16 protein-coding genes and 1 tRNA gene are annotated in these 20,649 nt (G+C 58.6%); 12 read left to right on the top strand and 5 right to left on the bottom strand.

All coding sequences use genetic code 11. From position 1 onward, the window contains the following. Positions 1-361: 361 nt before the first annotated feature. The 3 genes from WCA10_RS16670 to WCA10_RS16660 all read left to right on the top strand — a co-directional run bounded on the left by WCA10_RS16670 (position 362) and on the right by WCA10_RS16660 (position 5,720). Complete coding sequence (locus WCA10_RS16670) at positions 362-925, top strand: ECF-type sigma factor (protein ID WP_472823640.1); 564 nt, start codon at positions 362-364, stop codon at positions 923-925. Between the two features lie 69 nt (positions 926-994). Further along, complete coding sequence (locus tag WCA10_RS16665) at positions 995-3,745, top strand: serine/threonine-protein kinase (protein ID WP_472823639.1); 2,751 nt, start codon at positions 995-997, stop codon at positions 3,743-3,745. Positions 3,746-4,445: 700 nt separating this feature from the next. Further along, a complete protein-coding gene (locus WCA10_RS16660) occupies positions 4,446-5,720 on the top strand; it encodes a hypothetical protein (protein ID WP_472823638.1) in 1,275 nt (424 codons plus the stop codon). 276 nt (positions 5,721-5,996) lie between these two features. Here WCA10_RS16660 and WCA10_RS16655 read toward each other — a convergent pair. Further along, positions 5,997-6,073: transfer RNA gene (locus WCA10_RS16655), tRNA-Val, on the bottom strand. Positions 6,074-6,261: 188 nt separating this feature from the next. On the opposite strand from WCA10_RS16655, the gene pgsA reads away from it, so the two are divergent. The 3 genes from pgsA to WCA10_RS16640 all read left to right on the top strand — a co-directional run bounded on the left by pgsA (position 6,262) and on the right by WCA10_RS16640 (position 9,464). Further along, positions 6,262-6,855 carry a CDP-diacylglycerol--glycerol-3-phosphate 3-phosphatidyltransferase gene (gene pgsA, locus WCA10_RS16650; protein WP_472823637.1) on the top strand — a complete coding sequence of 198 codons (594 nt, stop codon included), beginning with the start codon at positions 6,262-6,264 and terminating at the stop codon, positions 6,853-6,855. An 890-nt stretch (positions 6,856-7,745) separates the two neighbouring features. Next, entirely contained in the window at positions 7,746-8,024 is a 279-nt protein-coding gene (locus tag WCA10_RS16645) for a hypothetical protein (RefSeq protein WP_472823636.1), read from the top strand. Between the two features lie 240 nt (positions 8,025-8,264). Continuing rightward, positions 8,265-9,464, top strand: a complete 1,200-nt coding sequence (locus WCA10_RS16640; protein WP_472823635.1) for a paraquat-inducible protein A — start codon at positions 8,265-8,267, stop codon at positions 9,462-9,464. A gap of 14 nt (positions 9,465-9,478) precedes the next feature. Here WCA10_RS16640 and WCA10_RS16635 read toward each other — a convergent pair whose 3' ends face one another. From WCA10_RS16635 to WCA10_RS16625, 3 genes are all read right to left on the bottom strand, one after another. Beyond that, on the bottom strand, positions 9,479-10,630 hold the full coding sequence (locus WCA10_RS16635; protein ID WP_472823634.1) for a S1C family serine protease: 1,152 nt from the start codon (positions 10,628-10,630) through the stop codon (positions 9,479-9,481). Positions 10,631-10,729: 99 nt separating this feature from the next. Then, on the bottom strand, positions 10,730-11,425 hold the full coding sequence (gene coaE, locus WCA10_RS16630; RefSeq protein WP_472823633.1) for a dephospho-CoA kinase: 696 nt from the start codon (positions 11,423-11,425) through the stop codon (positions 10,730-10,732). A gap of 3 nt (positions 11,426-11,428) precedes the next feature. Further along, positions 11,429-12,343 (bottom strand): bifunctional 5,10-methylenetetrahydrofolate dehydrogenase/5,10-methenyltetrahydrofolate cyclohydrolase, encoded by a 915-nt coding sequence (locus WCA10_RS16625; RefSeq protein ID WP_472823641.1) that lies wholly within the window; start codon positions 12,341-12,343, stop codon positions 11,429-11,431. Between the two features lie 278 nt (positions 12,344-12,621). Between WCA10_RS16625 and WCA10_RS16620 the strand changes: the two genes are divergently transcribed. From WCA10_RS16620 to WCA10_RS16605, 4 genes are read left to right on the top strand one after another with little or no spacing between them, the layout of a single operon-like run. Beyond that, positions 12,622-13,194 (top strand): multiheme c-type cytochrome, encoded by a 573-nt coding sequence (locus WCA10_RS16620; RefSeq protein WP_472823632.1) that lies wholly within the window; start codon positions 12,622-12,624, stop codon positions 13,192-13,194. Then, positions 13,191-13,922, top strand: a complete 732-nt coding sequence (locus tag WCA10_RS16615; RefSeq protein ID WP_472823631.1) for a 4Fe-4S dicluster domain-containing protein — start codon at positions 13,191-13,193, stop codon at positions 13,920-13,922. Before WCA10_RS16620 ends, WCA10_RS16615 begins: the two co-directional genes overlap by 4 nt. 55 nt (positions 13,923-13,977) lie before the next feature. Then, complete coding sequence (nrfD, locus tag WCA10_RS16610) at positions 13,978-15,156, top strand: NrfD/PsrC family molybdoenzyme membrane anchor subunit (protein WP_472823630.1); 1,179 nt, start codon at positions 13,978-13,980, stop codon at positions 15,154-15,156. A gap of 51 nt (positions 15,157-15,207) precedes the next feature. Further along, the gene (locus tag WCA10_RS16605) at positions 15,208-16,941 is read left to right on the top strand and encodes a hypothetical protein (protein WP_472823629.1); all 1,734 of its coding nucleotides are present in this window, start codon (positions 15,208-15,210) and stop codon (positions 16,939-16,941) included. 73 nt (positions 16,942-17,014) lie between these two features. Here WCA10_RS16605 and WCA10_RS16600 read toward each other — a convergent pair whose 3' ends face one another. Further along, complete coding sequence (locus tag WCA10_RS16600; RefSeq protein WP_472823628.1) at positions 17,015-18,268, bottom strand: ARPP-1 family domain-containing protein; 1,254 nt, start codon at positions 18,266-18,268, stop codon at positions 17,015-17,017. Between the two features lie 76 nt (positions 18,269-18,344). Between WCA10_RS16600 and WCA10_RS16595 the strand changes: the two genes are divergently transcribed. Together WCA10_RS16595 and WCA10_RS16590 are read left to right on the top strand one after the other, a co-directional pair. Continuing rightward, positions 18,345-19,409, top strand: coding sequence for an RNA polymerase sigma factor (locus WCA10_RS16595; RefSeq protein ID WP_472823627.1), 1,065 nt, complete (start codon positions 18,345-18,347; stop codon positions 19,407-19,409). Further along, complete coding sequence (locus WCA10_RS16590) at positions 19,406-20,635, top strand: zf-HC2 domain-containing protein (protein ID WP_472823626.1); 1,230 nt, start codon at positions 19,406-19,408, stop codon at positions 20,633-20,635. The genes WCA10_RS16595 and WCA10_RS16590 overlap by 4 nt, the downstream gene beginning before the upstream one ends. The last annotated feature ends 14 nt before the right edge of the window (positions 20,636-20,649 follow it).

Here is a 20,649-nt window from a genome sequence, read left to right as displayed (position 1 = left end):
ATGTTGGTCTGACTGGACGGAGTGAGAGAAACAGAAACGACAGGTGGAACTTTCTTTGGAGATCCCCCTCCTCCGCAACCGCACAGAAACAATAAGCCGGACAGAATCAAGACGAGTCTTTTCATGGTTGTGCCTTCTCCCTGGGCATCTAGGAACCGACGCCCTCTTTGCCGCTTCACCTTAGTCAGCGCAAAACAGGGGAAAAATGCCTCAGGCTCGATTGTGATTACGAATGAGCGACGAGTTGGACCCTTTCGGGGGATATGAGGGGGCGGGAGAAGGAGTACCATCCGTCTAAAATCAACTGGGCATTTTAATGGGCGCTGAGAGATCTTTGGAACCGGCCAAAGGGGAAATCACTTTGCTTCTGGCAAAGTGGCGGGATGGTGAGACGTCGGCCTTCGATGAGTTGATCCCGCTTGTTTATCCTCACCTTCGCGAGGTGGCCGCAGCGTACGTTCGCCGAGAGCGCAATCCAGATTCGCTACAGGCAACAGCCCTTGTCCATGAACTGTACCTTCGGCTCTTGAATCAGAGAAAAGCCGTTGGGGATGATCGCCGGCATTTTTATACATTCTGCGCCAAAGTGATGCGCATGATCTTGATCGACCACGCGCGTGAGAACCAGGCGCAGAAACGTGGCGGCGGCGGCCAGCAGGTTCCCTTGAGCGACGATCTCCCATGGGTTAACATCGGCAGCGCGGAACTGTTAGACCTGAACCTTGCGTTGGACGAGTTGGCCGCGCTCGATCCCAACAAGGTCCACCTGGTCGAATTGCGGTACTTCCTGGGCTGCACGGCCGAGGAAACCGCGGGCTTGATGCAGATATCCAAGGCGACAGTCGACCGCGAATTCAGATTCATTAGAAGCTGGCTTTATCAGCGCATTCAACCGGATTGCGTGCGGGGTGCCGCCAAGGTTTGAGGCATTCCGGCTCTTTTTATCGCAACCTCTTGTAATGGTTCCTACGGCACGCACGTGGTTGCCGATCCCATGAACGATTTGACTGAAAGATTCTTACGGGTTGAGGCAGTCTTTCATGAAGCCGTGGAGCTTCAAGGGGACGCAAGAGAAAGACTGATCGAGAGCAGATGCAGAGAAGATCGCGCCCTCATCGCCGAAGTGAATCTGCTGCTCGATGCCTGCGAAACGGAAGCGCATGTATCAGAAACCGTCCGGTTGAAGCTGGAGTCTGGTCTGGAGAACCGGCCGGACCGCAAACGGGCGGGTCCATATGAACTCGACCGGCTGGTAGGACGCGGCGGCATGGCTGCCGTCTATCTGGCGCATCGCGTTGACGGACACTTCGAGCAGCAGGTTGCGATCAAACTGATCGATCTTCCGCTAGCAACGGATGTTTTCCGCGAGAGGTTCCGCCAGGAACGCCAGATATTAGCCGGGCTGCAGCATCCGTATATCGCCCGCCTCCTGGACGGCGGAGTTACTCCGGAAGGCGACCTTTTTCTTGCGATGGAGTATGTGCATGGAATTCCCATCCACCGCTTCTGCGAGGAGAAAGGCCTGACTGCCCCGCAACGAATCGCTCTCTTTTTGCAGGTTTGCGAGGCTGTCCAATTTGCCCACGAGCACTTTATCGTTCACCGCGACTTGAAGCCGGACAACATCCTGGTAGCTGAGGACGGCACCCCTCGGCTGCTGGATTTCGGCACCGCCAAATTGCTTTCTCCCTCTCTCGCCACACCAACGAGTGAGCTGACTCGCGAGGGATACCGATCCTTTACTCCGCAGTATGCCAGCCCGGAGCAGGTGTTGGGCAACCCAATCAGCACCGCATCGGACACTTACTCGCTGGGCGTTTTGCTGTACGTGCTGCTGACCGGAGCTCCCCCGTATGAGTTGAAGGAGCTTACAACGGCGGAGATGCTGCGCGTGGTCTGCGAGGAGCCTCCTAAAAGGCCGGCCCATGCCGTTAACTCCCAGAAGCGTCTCGATTCCGATCTCGAAGCCATCTTGATGAAAGCCCTGCGCAAGGAGTCTCGCGAGCGCTATCTCACCGCCGACCAGCTGGCTTGCGATCTGCGCGCCTATTCGGGCGGACAACCCGTCGCAGCGCACCAAGGTACAATTCGCTATCGGGCTGAAAAGTTTACTCGCCGCCATTGGTTCGGCATCTCGGCAGCAGCCATGTTGGCTTCCACCCTCGCCGCAGGTGCCGTCGGCATCGTGTGGCAAGCGAAAGTCGCCAACCAGGAACGGCGCAAGGCGGAGGCGCGCTCCGCGGACTTGCGGCAACTCAGCAACAGTCTTTTGTCGGAGTTGGACGAAGCGATCAAGCAGCTCCCTGGCTCGACCGGCGCTCAGAAATTGCTGGTTACGCGCGTGCTTGATCACCTGGACCGAATGGGTGCTGATGCGAGCGACGACCGTCAGACCCAATTGGACCTGGCGAACGCCTACGTTCAGATCGGGCAGGTTCAGGGCGATCCGTATTTTCAAAACATGGGAGATATTTCTGGCGCCTTGGCTGACTTTGACAAGGCGATCACGATCGCCCAATCGCTCTCCGCATCGAATCGCAGTGATCGGGAAGCACTGCACACATCAGCCCTGGCCTTAAGATCGCGAAGTGAAACACTGTTCCGAGTTGGCCGTACACCCGAGGCCGTTCCCCTTATCCGGCAAGCCACCAGCACATTCGATATCCTTACGACCGATCCGAATGTTTCAGCTGCAATATTGGCAGAAGCTGCCAATGCCTACGGAGTGATGGGCGATGAGTTCGGTCAGCCATTGACCGAAAGCCTCAACGATGAGAGTAATGCGATCGCAGCCTACCGCAAGGACCTCAGTCTTGTTCTTCGCGCACAACAACGTGATCCCTCAGAGCCGCAAACGCATCGTGTCGCAGCCGTGGCTGCGATGAGGATAGGCGAGATAGAAATGGATGCGGATCCAGTGCAGGCAATTCACGACCTCGACCTGTCACTGCAGTTCTTGGACACAATGCCCAAGACCGAACAGACAAACTTCGGCCCCGCCCGCGTCCGTTCCGCTGTTCTTCACCGCAAAGCTATATCACTGAACGAACTTGGTAGATACGATGAGGCTGCCCGACTCTTTCGTGATGTCTACCAATCAGATCTCGAACGGCAAAATGCAGACCCCCTTGACGTCCGGCTCCTTGAGGACCTGATTGGCGATCTCAATGACGAAGCGACCGGATACGAGTATGCCGCTACTCCGGCACTCGCGCGGGTTACTGCGGATCGTCGTCGCAATCTAAACATGGCGGCAAGCCTATACGCCCAAGCAGTTCCTTTTGCTGAGAGGTTCCTGCGCCGAGAACCTGCCAACGAGGATCTTCAGGAAACTCTCTCTGAACTCGAGCTGCATCTTAATTCCCTGCATGCGCAACTTCATTCTGATAACGAAGATGATGTACAGGCTCGTAAACAGCTGAACATCCTGCGCAGATTGGCACGCGACGATGCCGCTCCAGCTATGCTCTACGCTGTAGCTGACGCTTATCTCCAGGTAGAGCCTCCTTCTCTACGCGATCCCAGGTTCGCTTTGAATCGCGCTCAGCGAGCAGTGGAGCGCAGCTTCGGGAAAACCGCCGCGATGCAACTAACTCTGGCACAAGCCTACCGCGCGGTAGGTCAAATCACGAGGTGCCGTCAGGAAGCGAGAATAGGACTCGCTCTACTACCGGCTCAACGTATCAACGAACCCGCACCGCGGTTGAGGAAACTGCTTGATATCGCAGCCAACGCGGTGCAGTGAGTTTCGGCTCCAATCGGGTGATAGTTGATCGTTCAACCAAGTCGGCTGAGGTATCCACAATTCGCCGTTTCTTGCGCCGAGCGCGAGGTCGAGATGACTCACCGAACGAGACACCCCAATTGTCAACTCTTGCCCAAGCATACGGAGCCACTGGTCAATTGGAACGGAGCCGGGCTGTCGTTGTTCCCGCGCCTCGCGCCCGGAACCATGAAGCCCAACATCCGAAATTCGCTGGAATTCCAAGCGACGAGCGGATGATGGCTCCTCAGAGGCGTTAGTGCCTGATTTAGGTGGGAGGACGTTGGGTCGAAAGCGCATTCAATGGTTAGGCTCATTGCGCGGGAAGTCCTTTCTCCGAGCAAGGACGGGCGCAAATTGCCAAGTTGCGCGCGCAGCCGCTATTGGTGCCGAGGCTCCGGGTCAATGAGCTGAGTTGGGATGAGCGGGAGAATAATGGCCGTCGTCATCTTCGCGCCGAATCCAAGACCTGGGAAGCCAGGATGTAACCGCATTTCAGACCTTCTACAACTCGCTGCAATACAAGCTGACGGGCACTGGCGAGCCCAGGCAACTCGACGCTGTCGAAGTCGCCGGCAACTTCTTTCCCGGCCAGGATTATTCTGCAGATGGAGTAACCGAAGACCTGATCACTAATCTCGCGCAATCTCTTCCTCTGAAAGTGATCTCCCGAACCTCAGTGATGCAATATAAGGATTCCACCAAGCCGGTTCGCCAAATCGCACGCGAGCTTCAAGTGGATGCCATCGTTGAAGGAGCAGTCGCGCGCTCCGGAAGCCGCGTTACGATAACGGTTCAGTTGATTGATGCCACGCAGGACAGGCACATTTGGGCGCGAAAGTACGATCGCCAGGCAGAAGACCTGCTCGATATAGAGGCAGAAGTCTCCAGGGAAATCGCAAATCAAATTGGTGGTACTCTTGCTGCGCGTCGCATCGTTCGCGGATCAGAGATTCGCGCGGTTGACTCTGAGACCTATGAACTCTGCCTTTTGGGCCGTTTTCATTGGAACAAGAGGACTGCAGCCGACCTTGCCAAGTCCGCGGATTATTACCAGCAAGCAATCACCAGGGATCCAAACTACGCACCGGCCTACGCCGGATTGGCAAATGCATATGCCCTGATGCCCTCATACGACAGTGTGGCTATGCAGGCGACCTACGCAAAGGGCACCGCAGCCGCCCGTCGCGCCATCGACCTGGATCACAGGCTGGCCGAGCCTTACGCAACCCTGGGCGTCATTGAGCTGAACGACGGAGGTTGGCAACGGGCGGGGGCTGAGTTACAACACGCGCTTGAGCTCAACCCCAACCTTGCAACAGCCCATCAGTGGCTAGCGTACTATTTGGTCTTCTCGGGCCAAATCAATGAGGCCATTGCAGAGATGGAGTCGGCGCGCCGGCTCGGTCCCCTCTCCGCGGTCATCAACGCGGACGAGGGCCAACTTCTCTACGTCGCAAGACGATATGGTGAAGCCACGATCAGGCTTCGTCAGGCGATCGAACTGGCTCCAGACAACGGGCAGGCCTATGAAACCCTGGCGTTGACTGATCTAGAAACCAGGGATCCAACCGACGCGATCAAAGAAGCACAGGATGGGCTTGCATTGTCCTTAACCAGCCCGCGCACACTGGGAGAATCAGGCTATGTGCTCGCCAGAACGGGTCATGCCGCAGAAGCTAGAGGCTTGCTTCGCACATTGAATGGCATGGCTTTGCACGATTCTGGCCGGCCAGTCTATTTGGCGATGATTTACGTGGGATTGAACAGACCGCAGCAGGCATTGAAGCAACTTCAGTTGCAAGCAAAGACGTTCGGAGGACTTGAGGGGGTTTGGCAGTGGCACGCCTTCGATGAACAGAGGCATGATCCACGCTATCAGGAGCTAATCACCGCAGGTGACGTCGCAAGTTCGAAGCGTGACAGCCGAGCTCTGAGCGCAGGCGCAGGCCATTAGGGCTGAGCGGGCCGCGATCCGCCATCGAATCGGGCGCACAGCAACGCTGCTGAGACAAACTGGAGCTGAAGTCAAGACTGCCCAGGAATTGCTCCGGCATGCCAACAGCAGGATCACCCTGGACATTTATCAGCAGTCGATGCCGGAGGAGCGGGCGCGCCGCACAAGCGCTGGCGTTCCGCAATCTGGTAGGCGGCCTGGAAAATCCAGCCACAAAACACCATGATTTCGAGGAGAAAGAAGAGGTCATACTCGGAACTGCTTTATAAGGAGAAATGGTAGGCACGACTGGATTCGAACCAGCGACCTCTTCCGTGTCAAGGAAGCGCTCTAACCAACTGAGCTACGCGCCTGTTATGCGACAGACATTAGTCTATCAGCATCAGTGCAGCGGGAAAAGAAGAGCTGTCGCTGCAACTTCTGAATGCTGTACCATCTATGAGCGAAACGTTAACGCCTGCAACTACAAGGTCCGTCGAGGCTTACAGAGTCGAAACGGGTTCACGTTGCGAGAGCGCAACGTCTCAGAAGCCGCGCTTCGATGACTGAGGTCCCTACCACGCACCGGAACCCGCTGCGTACCGCGCCAAACCTCCTTACGGTGATGCGCATCTGCCTGGCACCCTTTCTGGTGTCGGCTATCCTGGAAAACCGGTTTGGCCTGGCCTTTGCGCTGTTCGTTGCGGCCGGTCTTTCTGATGCGCTGGACGGGTTACTGGCGAGGATGTTGAAGCAGCGCACCAGCCTGGGGCAGTATCTGGATCCCATTGCGGACAAACTCCTGCTTAGCACGTTGTTCCTGGTCCTGATGTACAAGGGCCTGATGCCCACCACAGTGACGGTGCTTGTGTTTGGCCGCGATGTCGGCATCCTGCTTGTGGCAGCCGTCCTTTACGCCGTGGCGGGCCGGAGAGAGTTTGGGCCGAGCATCTTCGGCAAGGCCAACACGGTTGCCCAGGTGACAGCGGTGGCGGTTGTGCTGCTTCACGAGCTGACAACCGCAAAATGGGTCGTCATTCTGCGCCTGGTGGCGCTGGATGCTACGGTCGGACTGACCATCGCCTCAGGGCTGCACTACGCCTGGATTGCCTCACATCGCAGCAGTTCCCAGCCCAATACGCCCGGCGCGAATTAATGCTGCACCCTCGCCGAGTCCCGCGCTACATGGGCGATTTTTGTGACTAAACCTATCTGAATCCGACTCATTCGTCCTCGATTTCTTCTTTCTTTTCGGCAGATTCTTCAATCGCCATATCGTTAAATTCGTCGGAATCGAAGACATCGCCACATTCCAGGCATTCAACGTACTCGGTGTCTTCATGTCGGGAGACAATTCGAACCCTAGGGTGTTTGCAGGCGGTAACCATCGTATTGGGCAGGCTTGGATTTGAAAACTCTTGCCGCAGATTGTAGCGAGCTTTTCGATTATTTCAAACGGCATTTTAGTGAATCTTTGGCGCCGGTAGATAGGGGAGAGGAATCCGTCTCCGGTGAGCTGGTGGACGCATTACGGGTCAGTTGGCTCGTGGTCCCATAGGTATTCCATTAAGAGACTCTCTATTTTCAGTGGTTTACAGGTGGCTTGCGGTTTCGCCTGCAATCTCTTCGAAGAGGGGATTTTTTACCGCCGGAATCCGTTTAAAAAAGATTCGCGCGGGATTCCATTTCCTTATCCGGTGGTTGCCACGCGAAAGCCACAAAACGTCCGCGGCTGAACCGGGGAAGAACAGAAGTCAAGCCCGCCTCGATCAATTAATTCTCTAAGCCACTGATTCTGCAATGAAGATTCTTCCCGCGAATTTGCAGGTTATTTCCCCGAACTCTCTAGAATTTGAAATATAGCCAGACAATCCAGCGGACTTTCGCAGGGACTATCCTCGCGCGCCCGCGCTCGTCTGCGCCAGGCGACGCCCTTTCGATCACGGCTGCAACCACGGCCATCTCTGCGAGCGGCGTCGCCGCAAACTCATGCCGGCACGCGGCTGGATAAGGGCAGCGGGTCGGCCAGAAAAGAGAACTATCGCGATGGCAAACATCCTGGTCAATATCGAAAAAGGAATCGAAATCGGAGCCGAGGACGCCCTGAAGTGGCTTACTGGCGCCAACAAGGCACTCAAGGCCGCACCGCAGGTTGTGGCGGCACTGGCAACACTGATCGCCGCAGTCGAAAAACCGATCGCCGAGCTAGCCGGCGCCGCCTCCAACCCGCTGAATATCGCTCTCGATATTCAGACGGCCACCGACCTGAAAGCCGCATGGCCCGACGTGAAGGCCTTTCTCTCCTCGCTGGGAGTGAAGTTCTAAACGGACAAAGCAGATTCTTCGCTCCACCAAGCCCACGGACCACGCAGTCCGTGGGGTTGGCAATTGAAATCTTCACGGGCCGGAGCCGGTTCTATACTCGTTATCACCATCGTGGAGAACGTGGACACACCAACGAATTCGACACCGGGCGCACATTCACGTTCGTTCGACTTCCGTTTAGCCGCAGGCATGATTTTGCTGTTGCCGGCCATCTGGTTCAGTTGGAAGACCGTGGATGGTTTGGCCGCGCGCCGCGTTGTCCGCACCGACCTGGCCGAGATCACACATGCGCGCTACGGAATCCTGAGTGCCGACCAATGGCGCGCCATCATCGGCCCGATGCTCAACGCGCAAGTCGACAATCTCGATCTCAAGAGGCAGAGCAAGAGTCTGCGGCCCATGGTTGAACGGTCGCTCTACGCCCTGCTCGACAACATCAAGACGCAAATGACGGCGCCCAGCGTCAAGGGATCCACCAAGCCCGGCGGGGCCAACCCGTTCCTCGTGAACATGATCGTCACCTCCTTGCGCCCGCATGTGCCGGTATACACCGACGTTGTGATGGCGGAGCTAACCAAGCCGGAAACGCAAAAGAGCTTCAAGGACTCCATCCGCGGCGTTCTGGCCGATGCGGTCAAGAACACGTTCGGCAACACGGACATGACAACCTATAACGCCATCCTGAAGCGATATGGATGCTCCAGTGGCGCGGCTTGCGAGGCCGTGCTCGGCAAACAGATCGCCGCGGCAGACAAAAATCTGACGCGCGACTATCTCACCGTGCTGGCATCGGCGGCGCTGGGGTTCATCGTCCTGATGGCCGGCAGGCCGAAGCTCTCGCGGGGCGCTGTGCTGGTGCTGATGCTGTTCTCGATTGCAATGCTGGCTGGCGGCGTGCTCAGTCCAATGCTGGAGGTGGAAGTCCGGGTTACGAAGCTGGACGCCACCCTGCTCGGCACGCCCATCGAATTTCAGGAACAGTCGTTGTATTACCGCAGCAAGACTGTACTTGAGGTGTGTCAAACGCTGATCCAGATGGGCCGGCCCGAGATGATGCTGGTTGGCGTGCTGGTGATCCTGTTCAGCGTGGTCTTCCCCGTAATGAAAATGCTGACTCTGGGCGCCTGTCTCTTTCGTCCGGCACTGCTGCGCACCAGCCGCTTCGTGAAGTTGCTGGCTTTCGACCTGTCCAAGTGGTCCATGGCCGACGTCATGGTCCTGGCGATCTTCATGTCCTTCGTCGCGTTCAACGGCGTTATTTCGAGCGCGTTTGACGGCTTGCGCGACATGCCGAATGTCCAGCAAGTGCAGATCCCGACCGATGCTTCCAGGATTCTGCCCGGTTACTACCTCTTCATCGGTTTCTGCCTGTCGAGCATCATCCTGTCAAAGAAGCTGGAGCGCGGAATCGCTTCCAGTACCACTTCCGAATCAAGCTAGACGCGCTCAGGCTCCTACGTATTCACCGACCGTGCTTCGCCGAGGACGACTTTCACGGTCATCTGCCTCCGGCCGCGCATGACGGTGACGCTGACGGTGTCGCTGGCCTGGTGCTTGTCCATGATGACGCTAATGTCCTGCGGATCGGTGACCTGCTGGCCATCGATGGCCACGATCAAATCGCCACCCAGCATCACCGGCTGATTGCCGACCCAGGCCTGTTCGTTTCCACCGCGCAGTCCGGCTCGATCGGCAGCGCCGCCGGGGACCACTTTCTGAATCAGCACACCGGATTCCGCAGCGAGTCCCATCTGGTCGGCAAGGTCCGGTCCGATGGCGTAGGAGACGATGCCCAGCGACGGACGCCGCACCTCGCCATAGTGCGTGAGATCGGAAAGCACCGCCTTGGCGGTGTTGATGGGGATGGCGAAGCCGATGCCCGCGTTCTGGTCGGAGTTCGACAGGATCATGGTGTTGATGCCGATGACTTCGCCGCGCGAGTTCAGCAGCGGGCCGCCGGAGTTGCCGGGATTAATGGCCGCATCGGTCTGGATCGCATCTTCAATGGGTGCGCCGTCGCTGCTGCGGATAGAGCGGATCGAGCTGATAATCCCCTGAGTCATGGTGCCGCTCAAGCCGAAGGGGTTGCCGATGGCATACACCTTTTCGCCGACGGCGAGCTGGCTCGAGTCCGCAAGCACAACCGGCTGCAGATCGGGCGCCTCAATCTTGAGCAGCGCCAGATCGTGCACCTTGTCGGTTCCGACCACGCTCGCCTTGTAGCTGCGCTTGTTGCTCAGCTTCACCTCGATACCGCGGTTCGCGCCCTCGATCACGTGGAAATTCGTCAGCACGTGGCCAGCCTTGTCGAGAACAAAGCCCGAACCCTGGCCTTCCTGCGGAACATTGCCGTAGAAGAAATTGAAAGTGACCGCGCGCGATGTAATGTTCACCACCGCGGGCAGTACGCGCCGGTAGACGGAGATGTTGTTCTGCTCCTCGGCATCGAATTCCGGCGCCGCGTGGGCTTCGGAGAGTTCCAGGGGCGAGTCAGAGCTTCGCGCGCTCATGAACTTCAGCGGATTCAAACGGGAGGAGAAGTGGGTGGTGACAAACCAGAATCCACCGACCAGGAAGACAACCAGAGCAAACTGGCGCAATTTCATAGCTCTCTTAACCCTTACGACCTTTCTATACGGTTACGATGCCGGTTTGCAGGCTCATGAGAAAGCAGTACGGCGCTCGCAACGCGCTTGTTCCTGCCTCTATTTTAATGACCTGGGGTTGAGTTTTAAGTTGCTCTCCTGCTTCAACCTTGGCCAAAGCTCCGCGACCTGGGCGCGCAGCGCGGCGATACCGCCGGTGTTTTCAAGCAGGTAGTCGGCGCGCGGGGCCTTTTCGCTGTCCGGAATCTGGTGGGCGAGGCGGGAACGCGCATCGGCTTCGGCGACCTCGCGATTGATTGCGGCAGGGGAGATGCGAGCGACGTACCGGGCGATCTTTGCATCATCGGGAGCGGTGACGAGGATGATGCGATCGATGCGCTCGCGGAGTTCTGCGAGGACGCTGCTGGATGCACCGCCGGCCCTGGCATCGCGTTCGACCTCAAAGAGAAGTGCCGTAACCACCACGGCGACCGCTGCGGGATCGCGGGCGAAAACATCGTCCATCCACTGTCGCTGCGCTTCAATGACCGCCGGATGGACGATGGCGTTCAGTTCTTTGACGCGGCCGCCCCTGAAGGCGAGTTCGGCAAGGCGCGCCCGGTCGAGGCGGCCATCGGGCATGACAACGGCGTCACCGAATACGCGGACGATCTGATTGAATGCGGATTGGCCCGGCTCCATGAGCGTGCGGCCGAGTTCGTCGGATTCGATAACCTCGGCGCCGAGTTCGCGCAGCATCGCGGCGACGGTGCTTTTGCCGCTGCCGAGGCCGCCGGTAAGGCCCACACGAAGCATCTCCTAGAGGCCCCTGCGCATTTTGGCGGCGCGAACGGTGTTGGACATCAGCATGGCGATGGTCAACGGGCCAACGCCGCCGGGAACCGGTGTGTAGGCACCGGCGAGTTCGAAGGCCCTGGGATGCACATCCCCAACGATCGTCGATCCGCGCTTGGCAAAGGTCAATTCGCGCTTGGTATCGCCGGCGAAGTAACGGTCGAACTCTTCGAGCGTGGTGATGCGGTTGATGCCGACATCGATGATGGTGGCACCGGGCTTCACCATTTCCGGCGTGATGAAGCCGGGCCGACCGATGGCTGCAACAAGGATGTCGGCCTCGCGCGTGACTGCTCCGAGGTCGCGTGTCTTCGAGTGGCAGATGGTGACGGTGGCGTTCTCGTGGAGCAGCAGCATAGCCACCGGTTTGCCGACAATATCGCTGCGGCCGACAATCACGGCATGCTGCCCGCTGATGGGCAGATGGCTGCGCTTGAGGATCTCGATAACGCCTGCGGGGGTGCATGGGGCCAAAGCCGGGCGCCCCGCCTGCAGCTTGCCCGCGTTTACGGGATGAAAGCCGTCGACGTCCTTCGAGGGAAGCACGGCATCGAGCAGGGCCTTGGTATCGACCTGCTTCGGAAGCGGAAGCTGGATGAGGATGCCATCAATGTCGTCGCGGTCGTTGAGGCTCCGCACCAGGTCGAGCATCTCCTCGGTGGTGACGGTATCGGGCGGAGGCACCAGCTCGCTGAAGAGGCCAAGTTCGCTGCAGGTCTGCACCTTGCTGCGAACGTAGATTTCGGATGCGGGCACGTGACCCACCAGGACTGCAGCCAAACCGGGCCGGATGCCCTGGGCCGCGAGTGCGCGGACCTCCCCCGCCACTTCCTGCTTGATTGCCGCGGCAATCGCCGCTCCATCGAGGACTTGTGCCATCAATCTCTCCCATTCAATCGTATATTCTCCAACTGCGATGACGCCGGACACGAAGCATTGACCGCCAGGCAGGACCCCGGCGCGACGCATCTCAAGCCATACCTGCATTCGTGATTCTCCTCACAACATCGAAGTCCTGGTCTCGCATGGTTAAATTGAACGAAATATAATCCCTTGGACTTCAGCAGCTTGGACCGCTAGTGCGGTGGCCGTCACACCCAATCGTGATCTGTCTCACATACAGTCACACCTTCAAATCGCCAATCTCGATATCGAACATGATCTGGATCACATGGGGCGAGTTTCCTTCTCGCCTCGTGCTGGCCGGGCCAGGAGATTCGGCTGCAATGAGCGCTTTCAAGGATGCGGGGCATCTCTTCCGATTTGCGGGACTCTTCGTTCTCGCTTTCGTTATCTTTCTCGTCGTTCGACATTACGTCGTTCCGCGGAGCTTTGGACAATACGGGCACTATCGCGGCGCTGCCATCAGCGAGATCGCGGCCCGCCCGGTGAAGTTTGCCGGCCACGAGACATGCGAAACATGCCACACCGATGTTCTGGACGTGAAGAGCAAGGGCAAGCACGCGCATGTGAACTGCGAGGCCTGCCACGGACCGCTGGCAAAACATGCGGACGATCCCGCATCGGTAACGCCGGAGAAACTGGACACGGCGGTCCTTTGCGCACGATGCCACACGGCAAGTGCCGCCAAGCCGAAGGGATTTCCGCAGGTGGATCCGGCCGATCACTCGAACGGCGTTCCGTGCGAGACCTGCCATCAGCCCCACAGTCCTGCCATCGAATCGGCATCTGCCGTGCCGGTTGCACCAGCTGCAGGAGGTGCGAAGTGAATCTATCGCGACGTCATTTTCTGGTATTGATGCCCGCGGCGGCGATTGCCTGGAAGTCGGTTCTGGCGGGAACCCCGGAGCAGGCTGAGAACTACAAAATGTCCGACCACTGGTGGGGCATGCTGATCGATGTGCCCAAGTGCATCGGCTGCGGCAACTGCGTTCGCGCCTGTGCGGCGGAGAACGATGTGCCCGACGGCTACTTCCGCACCTGGGTGGAGCGCTACCACGTCTCCGACGAGAACATGACCAATCCCGAGGTAATCTCGCCGGACGGCGGCAAGGAAGGATTCCCGGTTGCCAAAGAGGATGCCGAAAAGTATTTCTTCGTGCCCAAGATGTGCAACCACTGTGCGGATTCGCCCTGCACGCAGGTGTGCCCGGTGGGCGCAACGTTCATAGCCCCTGACGGAGTGGTGCTGATCGATCAGAAATATTGCCTTGGCTGTGCTTACTGTGTCCAGGCTTGTCCATACGGATGCCGTTATATTCATCCGGAGAAGAAAGTCGCGGACAAGTGCACGCTCTGCTATCACCGCATTACCAAGGGGCTGACAACGGCGTGCTGCGAAAGTTGCCCGACCGGTGCACGACAGCTCGTTGATCTGAAGAATCCAAAAGATCCGATTCACGAGTTCCTGAAGACGCACAGCGTGCAGGTGCTTAAGCCGCAAATGGCTACGGGTGCAAAAGCCTATTACAACGGGCTGGATGGGTCGGTACGATGAAACGGCCATTAGCTATCAGCCGTCAGCTTTCAGTTTGTCCAGTTTGGGAGGTTTTATGAGCGGCGTGGAAGGCTACATGTATCCCAACGAAATCACACTCTTCTGGAGCGTGCTGATCGTCTTGTATCCCTATATCACGGGGTTGGTGGCGGGCGCTTTCATCCTGGCCTCGCTGGAGCGGGTGTTCCGGGTTGAAGCAGTGAAGCCCACTTACAGGCTGGCATTGCTCACGGCGCTCTCGTTTCTGATCGTGGCGCCGCTGCCGCTTGTTTTGCACCTGGGCCATCCGTTCCGCTCCCCGGAGATGTACTTCACGCCGCACAGCACTTCGGCGATGGCGATGTTCGGTTATGTGTACCTGTGGTACTTGATGGCTGTGCTGGTATTCGAGATATGGCTCGACTACCGCCGCGATATCGTGCTGTTGGCACGGTCGAGCAAGGGATTACTACGGCTGATCTACAAAGTGATGACGCTGGGCTCGGACAATATCAGCCCGCGTTCGCTGCATATTGATGACAAGGTCGGCTGGATCGTCACCCTCATCGGTATCCCGTCGGCATTCTTGTTGCACGGATATGTCGGGTTTATCTTCGGATCGATCAAGGCGAATCCCTGGTGGTCGTCCCCATTGATGCCGGTGGTATTCATCTTTTCCGCGATGGTATCGGGCATTGCGGCAGTCATGCTGATCTATATGGCAGTGACGAAGTTGCGCAAGCAAGTTATCGATATCCGCTGCGTCGACTCGATCGCGATGTATATGTTCTATATCTTCATTATCGATTTCAGCCTGGAGATGCTGGACCTGATTCACCGCATCTACGAAGCCGATGAATCCTTCCGAAGCCTCAACTTCATGGTGCATACCAAGCTGTACTTCTCGCAGATCGTCATCCAGATCATGCTCGGCACCGTGACGCCACTCATTCTGCTTTTTATCACACAGATTATTAAGCTGCCGGAGCAAGTGCGCAAGCGCATGTATGTGACAGCAGGAAGCCTGGCGCTCGTTGGCATCTTCGCGATGCGCTGGAACGTGGTGATTGGCGGGCAGCTTTTCTCGAAGAGCTTCCTGGGCTACACGACGTACAAAATGGCCCTGGTGACGCGCGAGGGTTCGCTGGTGGCTGTGGGCTTGACCATTTTGCCGCTCTTCATTCTTTGGGCATTGGTCAAGCTGTTGCCTCCGTGGTCGCACGACCAGGCAACGCAAGCCGCAACGGGCGATTGAGCGGGATTGGTCGCAGCATCGTTGGAACGGGAAAAGCCAATCGGGTGAGATATGAACGAGTCTCCCGGTGCATTGGAACTGCTTTCAAATCGCGTAGACGAACTGGAGAAACGCGTCCATGCGCTCGAACACGCCGATGCGGCGCCGGCGCCGGCGATCAAGCCCGCTCTTGCAGCAGCGAGCGCGCGGCTTGAGGACGGGCCGGATTCTCTTCAAACCGCGAACATCTTTCCGCTGCTGGGCCGCGCGATGCTTGGGATCGGCGGAGGTTATGTTCTGCGGGCCATTGCGGAAGCCGGTGTGATGCCCAAGGGCGTCGCTGCCGCGGTAGCGATTGCCTATGCCCTGGCGTGGCTGTTGTGGGCCGTCCGTGCACCTCGACTTTCAGCGATTGTGCCGTTGGTATATACAGGCACATCGATGATCATTCTGGTGCCGATGCTGTGGGAAGAGACATTGCATTTTCGTGTCTTTGCGCCGGTGGCGACGGCGGGAGTGCTGGCCGCATTTGTAATTGCGGCGGCGATTTTGGAGTGGCGTCAGAAGTCTTCGCCGGTGCTGTGGATCGTCTATGGCGCTGTGGCTGCTGCGGCAATCGCGCTTTCCGTCGCAACGCACGCCATGGCGCCATTTGTGCTCGTACTGTTGCTTGTGGTTCTGCAATGTGAGGGGGCACGAGCGCTGAGCCGTTCGCGTCCGATGTGGCCGCTGGTTGCGCTTGCTGCGGACGCAACAGTCTGGGCAATGATCTTCGTCTATAGCGGGCCGCAGAACGCACGCCCCGAGTACCCGGAGCTGAGCGTCGCAATTCTGCTGCTTCCGGCATTGCTGCTTTTCGCGATCAGCGCTGCGAGTGTGGTCGTACGCGTATTTCTGCAGGGATCGAGGATCGGCGTCGTTGAGATCGTTCAGGGAATGACCGCATTCGGACTTGCGGTATCGAGTGTGCTTTATTTTGCGCCCAGAATGGAGATGATTCTGGGGGTGGCTTGCCTGATGTTATCTGCCGCAACGTACGGGGCGAGCTTTCATTATCTTCGCCAACTTCCTGATCCGCGCGATTTTCGCGTGTTCAACTCGTGGAGTGCGGCGCTGCTGATTGCGGGGGCGCTGTGGACTCTGCCGCGTTCGGGCGCGAGTACGGTGATGGCGGTCGCGGGATTGGTTGCCTATTTCTTTGCGGAGCGAATGGAACTGCCGATTCTTGAACTGCAGGGAGCCGTGTTCTTTTGTACGGCCGCGCTGGTTTCAGATGTGGCGAACTCTATTCTTGGCGCTCTCGCGGGCGCCCAGCCAGGCAGGCCCGCTTGGGTTACATGGATCATTGGGGGAACCGCGGCGATTGCATACTTCTCGGGCAAGGATAGCGGGGACGCCGGCTCGGCGCGCCAGGTTCTGCGGTTTGTGGCGGCGTTGCTGGGGGTATCTGCGACCGCGGCATTGATGATACACGGCATGCTGACCCTGGCAAAGTTTGCGATTGCGTTGGACGCGCCACATATTGCATTCCTTCGCACGCTGGCGATTTCGATGGTTTCTTTGCTCCTCGCGTTCGCGGGTTCGCGCTGGGGACGCATTACGATGACCCGCCTGGCGTACGTCGCGCTGGCATTTTTGGCGGCCAAGCTGATCTTTGAAGATCTGCGCCATGGGCACATGGAGTTCATTGCGGGGTCGATTTTTCTTTTTGCTATCACGCTGATCGCCGTGCCTGGGCTGGTGCGGATGGGAGCCAAGTCCTGCGCGGAGTCGCACGCGAAGACTCCGGTACATGCCCCAAACTGATCGATCGAAGCAGAGGGAGGGCCCGCAATCGTCGGCGAACGCAGGCCTCACTGCTTCCCTCTGACGAAGGAAGTTAGCGATCTCCGAAGGGCATGGCGACGCGCTCCACTTCGCCACGCAGCTTGAGCTTGCTGATATGTACGTCATAGTCCGCTCCAGGCAGCAGCGATTCCAGGACGAAAGTCTCGGTTCCGCCGGAACGAAGTTCGCTGTAGCGGTACACGCCGACTGTGCCGATACTGGTTTCGGTGCCGCCTGAAGGCGCATCGAGAAAGTGCTGCGCATCGGCGATCGAAGGCGCGGGGTGCGTTCGATCCGCCATCAGGCTCTCGGCCGCATAGGATCGAACCAGCTTTATCCAATAGCGCGACAAAAGGTCGGTATCGGAAAAGATGTCGGCCCATACAATTTCGCCGCGCACGGCGACAACCACACCTACGGCGCGCTCTTCGCGGAGCTTCTCAAGCACCTGTTCGCGCGACTTCATCAACGGCGCGGCGGCCTCATCCACTTTTTCATTGATAGCAGTGCTCTGCATGGCGCGGGCGTAGCTGGTGGTTCCGAGACTATTGGGGTCGGGCGCTGCGTAATGCGGTTCGGGGACAGCGATTCCCGGTCGCACAGGTCTTGGCGCAGCGAGCGCTGCGGCGATGGAGCCGTGCACGGAATCCCACACTTCCTGCTGGTTTTTATCGACCATTGCTTTGGCGCGGACAGAGGGCTGAACCATCAAGCTCTGTGCGGGGGCATTGGCAGATGACCGGAAGGTAGCGGTATCTTCGGTCCAGCGGCCGTGCTCGATGCAGAAAACGCCGAGATCGATCGGATCACTCTGCGCCGGCACAATGCGATCCTTGCCAACGATGCGGTCCTGCTTGCCACCGGTTACGATCTCGCCCGCCAGCAGGAGCAAAGGCTTGTCGGAGTTGTTGACGAGAACGAGGGTGTTAACCTGGTCGCCGCGATAGGTCGGCGAATCGGGCAGCGGATGCGAGCGAAGTACGCCGTCGTCAGTTCTGCCCCGCGTCGGGCGCGGGCGGACGAGGCCGCGAACATTACCTGCTTCGGTGACTTCGACCTGGCCGCTCTTGATGCCTTCGTCGAGGGTGATGAAGGCCGATGCAGGCATCTTGCCGGATTCCACCACCGGGAACAGAAGAAGATTGCCGCTTTCGATTGGGGCGAGAACGCGGTAGGAGCTGTGCAGCAGCCCCATGGGGCCTCCAGCCGCACGGACAAGACCGACGTGATGGTGGACAAATGTCGCGACCAGCACCGTCCCCAGCAGTGTGATGCGGAAGAAACTCGACTTGAATGGAATGCTCATGCGGACCCTCCGCCGGTGGTTCAACCTCCGGCTACAGGCTGAGAACGGAGGTGCGGAGGTTTCTTGCAGGGTTTTTTTGGCGTATCTTCGAGTCGTGGACCCTGCGCCCATCCAGCCTAAGGAAGATTCAGATGGCGCGGAGACTTCGGCAGCTCCGCTTTCGGTGCATCCTGCGCTGCTCGACGAGCTTTGGCAAGAGTGCGGGGCAGGAGCGTGGGGCCTGGTGCGGAGTGAGTTCGATCGCATCGTCCTGCTTGCGGCGCAAGGGCAGAACCTTGCGCCGGCACCGATGGGAACGGCCTTCAGGGAACAACAGGGTGCGTTTCTTCGGAGTTTGAAGCTGGCGGATCTGGTGCTTGCCAAGGCATGCGCCGCGGGAAACGACCGCGCGTGGGAACAATTCATGGCGCAATACGGCCAGACCCTGACGCGGGCGGCCATCGCCATCAGCGGAAGCGAGACGGTGGGTCGCGATCTGGCAGACGCGTTTTATGCGGAGCTTTATGGGCTGAATACGCGCCACGGCGAACGCAAATGTCCGCTGAACTCGTATCGCGGGCGCGGCTCCCTGCTGGGCTGGCTGCGGACGACGCTGGCGCAGCGCTTCGTCGATCACTACCGGCGCACGTATCGCGAACAGGCGCTGGATGAGGAGGTACACGACGCGCCTTTGTCCGAGGTCGCGATGGATCCCGAGCCGGGAGTGCTGGGCTCTCTGCGCCAAGCAGTGAAAGCGGCTTTGCACGATCAGCCGGCGGAGGAGCGGTTTTTGCTTGCGGCGTATTACGTTGACGAGCGAACGCTGGCGGAGATTGGCAAGGTGCTGCATGTCCATGAAGCAACCATCAGCCGCAGGCTGCGACGCGCTACGGATGCGGTTCGCAAGCAACTGGTGCGCAATCTTGAAAAGGGCGGGATGAGCCGCAAGGCAGCGGTGGAAGCACTAGGAACCGATCCCCGCGATCTCGATTTGAAGATGGACTTGAGAAAACTGCTGCAAAGTAAGGACCCTGGTCCGTTCAAAGAGCAGGAGACGTGGAAACCGGCTGCAGCGATTCCGGCGGCCGCGGAGGAAGCCTTGGCGAAGGCCATGCTCTCCGAGAGAGAGCCGCTTGAGGATAAGGCGAAGACGACAGGATGAACCCGACGATCCAACCCGAAATGCATCCCGACGCGGAGAGCCTGACAGCATTCGCTGAGCAACTGCTGCCTGCGGCCGAGCGTGAGGAGATTCTCGCGCACATGTCCGCGTGCAGCCGATGCCGCGAAGTGGTGTTTCTGGCGCAGCAAGCGGCGGAGGAAGATCAGCCTGTAGTTGCTGCCTCGGATGCGCCAATCAAGCCGCGAACATCATGGTTCAACTGGAGGTGGGCGTGGATTCCGGCAGCGGCGTGCGCAGGGCTCATTGGGTTTGCGGTAGTTCACCACTATCAAGGAGTGGCAACCGAGACGCAGACCGTCGCCAACGTGGCGCCAACGGATTCTTTGCAAACGGCGGGATCCCCGAAGGCGGAGATACAGAAACAGACAACGCAGGATGCGCCTAAGCAGATCAAGCCGGCGAAGTCATCCGGCATTGTCGCGGAGCGGGAAATTGTGCCTCAAATGTTGGCGCGGGACGAGGCGAAAAGGCTCGATGCCAACAAGCCCGCAGACCAGAAGGACCTGGCGTTGGGAGCGGCCGCACCGCCCATAGTCACGGCTCCCGGAGTTGCGGGGGGATCGATGCACGGCACGATGGCAGCGAGGGCCAAAACTTCGTCCATCGGAGGACCAGCTGCGACGAACCAGTTCCAGCAACAAAACGCGGCGAGTCAGCAGAATATGCTGCAGCAGTCGTCCGCCGCACAGCTCGAAGCAGCCAACAAGACGACCAATGCGGCACCAGCTCCACGAGCAGAATCGGAAACGGTGACGGTGCAGGCGCAGACCGTGATTCCCACGCAGCCTGCCCCGACAGGGGCACCGGCGCAGATTGACGCGATACCCACGACCGAAGAAAACAAAGCGGTCGTGCCAGCCAATCGCTTTGGGTTCATCAAGAAGGAGAAGGTATCGCTACCTAATGGACTTGACGTGCTTTCTGTTGCGAGCGTCGCCGACCGCACACTTGCGCTCGACAAAAACGGTGCGCTGTTCCTGAGCGAGGATGGCGGCAAGCACTGGAAGCCGGTTCGAACTCAATGGACCGGGCGCGCTGTACTGGTTCGCAGCCTGAATGCGGTGGAGAAAGGCAACGCCGTCGGCGCTCAGGGCGCTCTCAAGATGTCGCCGACACCGAAGTTTGAGCTGGTGACCGACGATCTTCAGACGTGGTTGAGCGCGGACGGCAATACTTGGACCTTGCAGGCAATGCCCGGAAAGTAAATCGAAAACCGTCG

Source organism: Occallatibacter sp. (assembly GCF_049582745.1).
In the GTDB taxonomy this organism is placed as follows: domain Bacteria; phylum Acidobacteriota; class Terriglobia; order Terriglobales; family Acidobacteriaceae; genus Telmatobacter.
The sequence above is the reverse complement of the archived record's forward strand: the minus strand, read 5'-3'. Positions and strand labels throughout refer to the sequence as shown.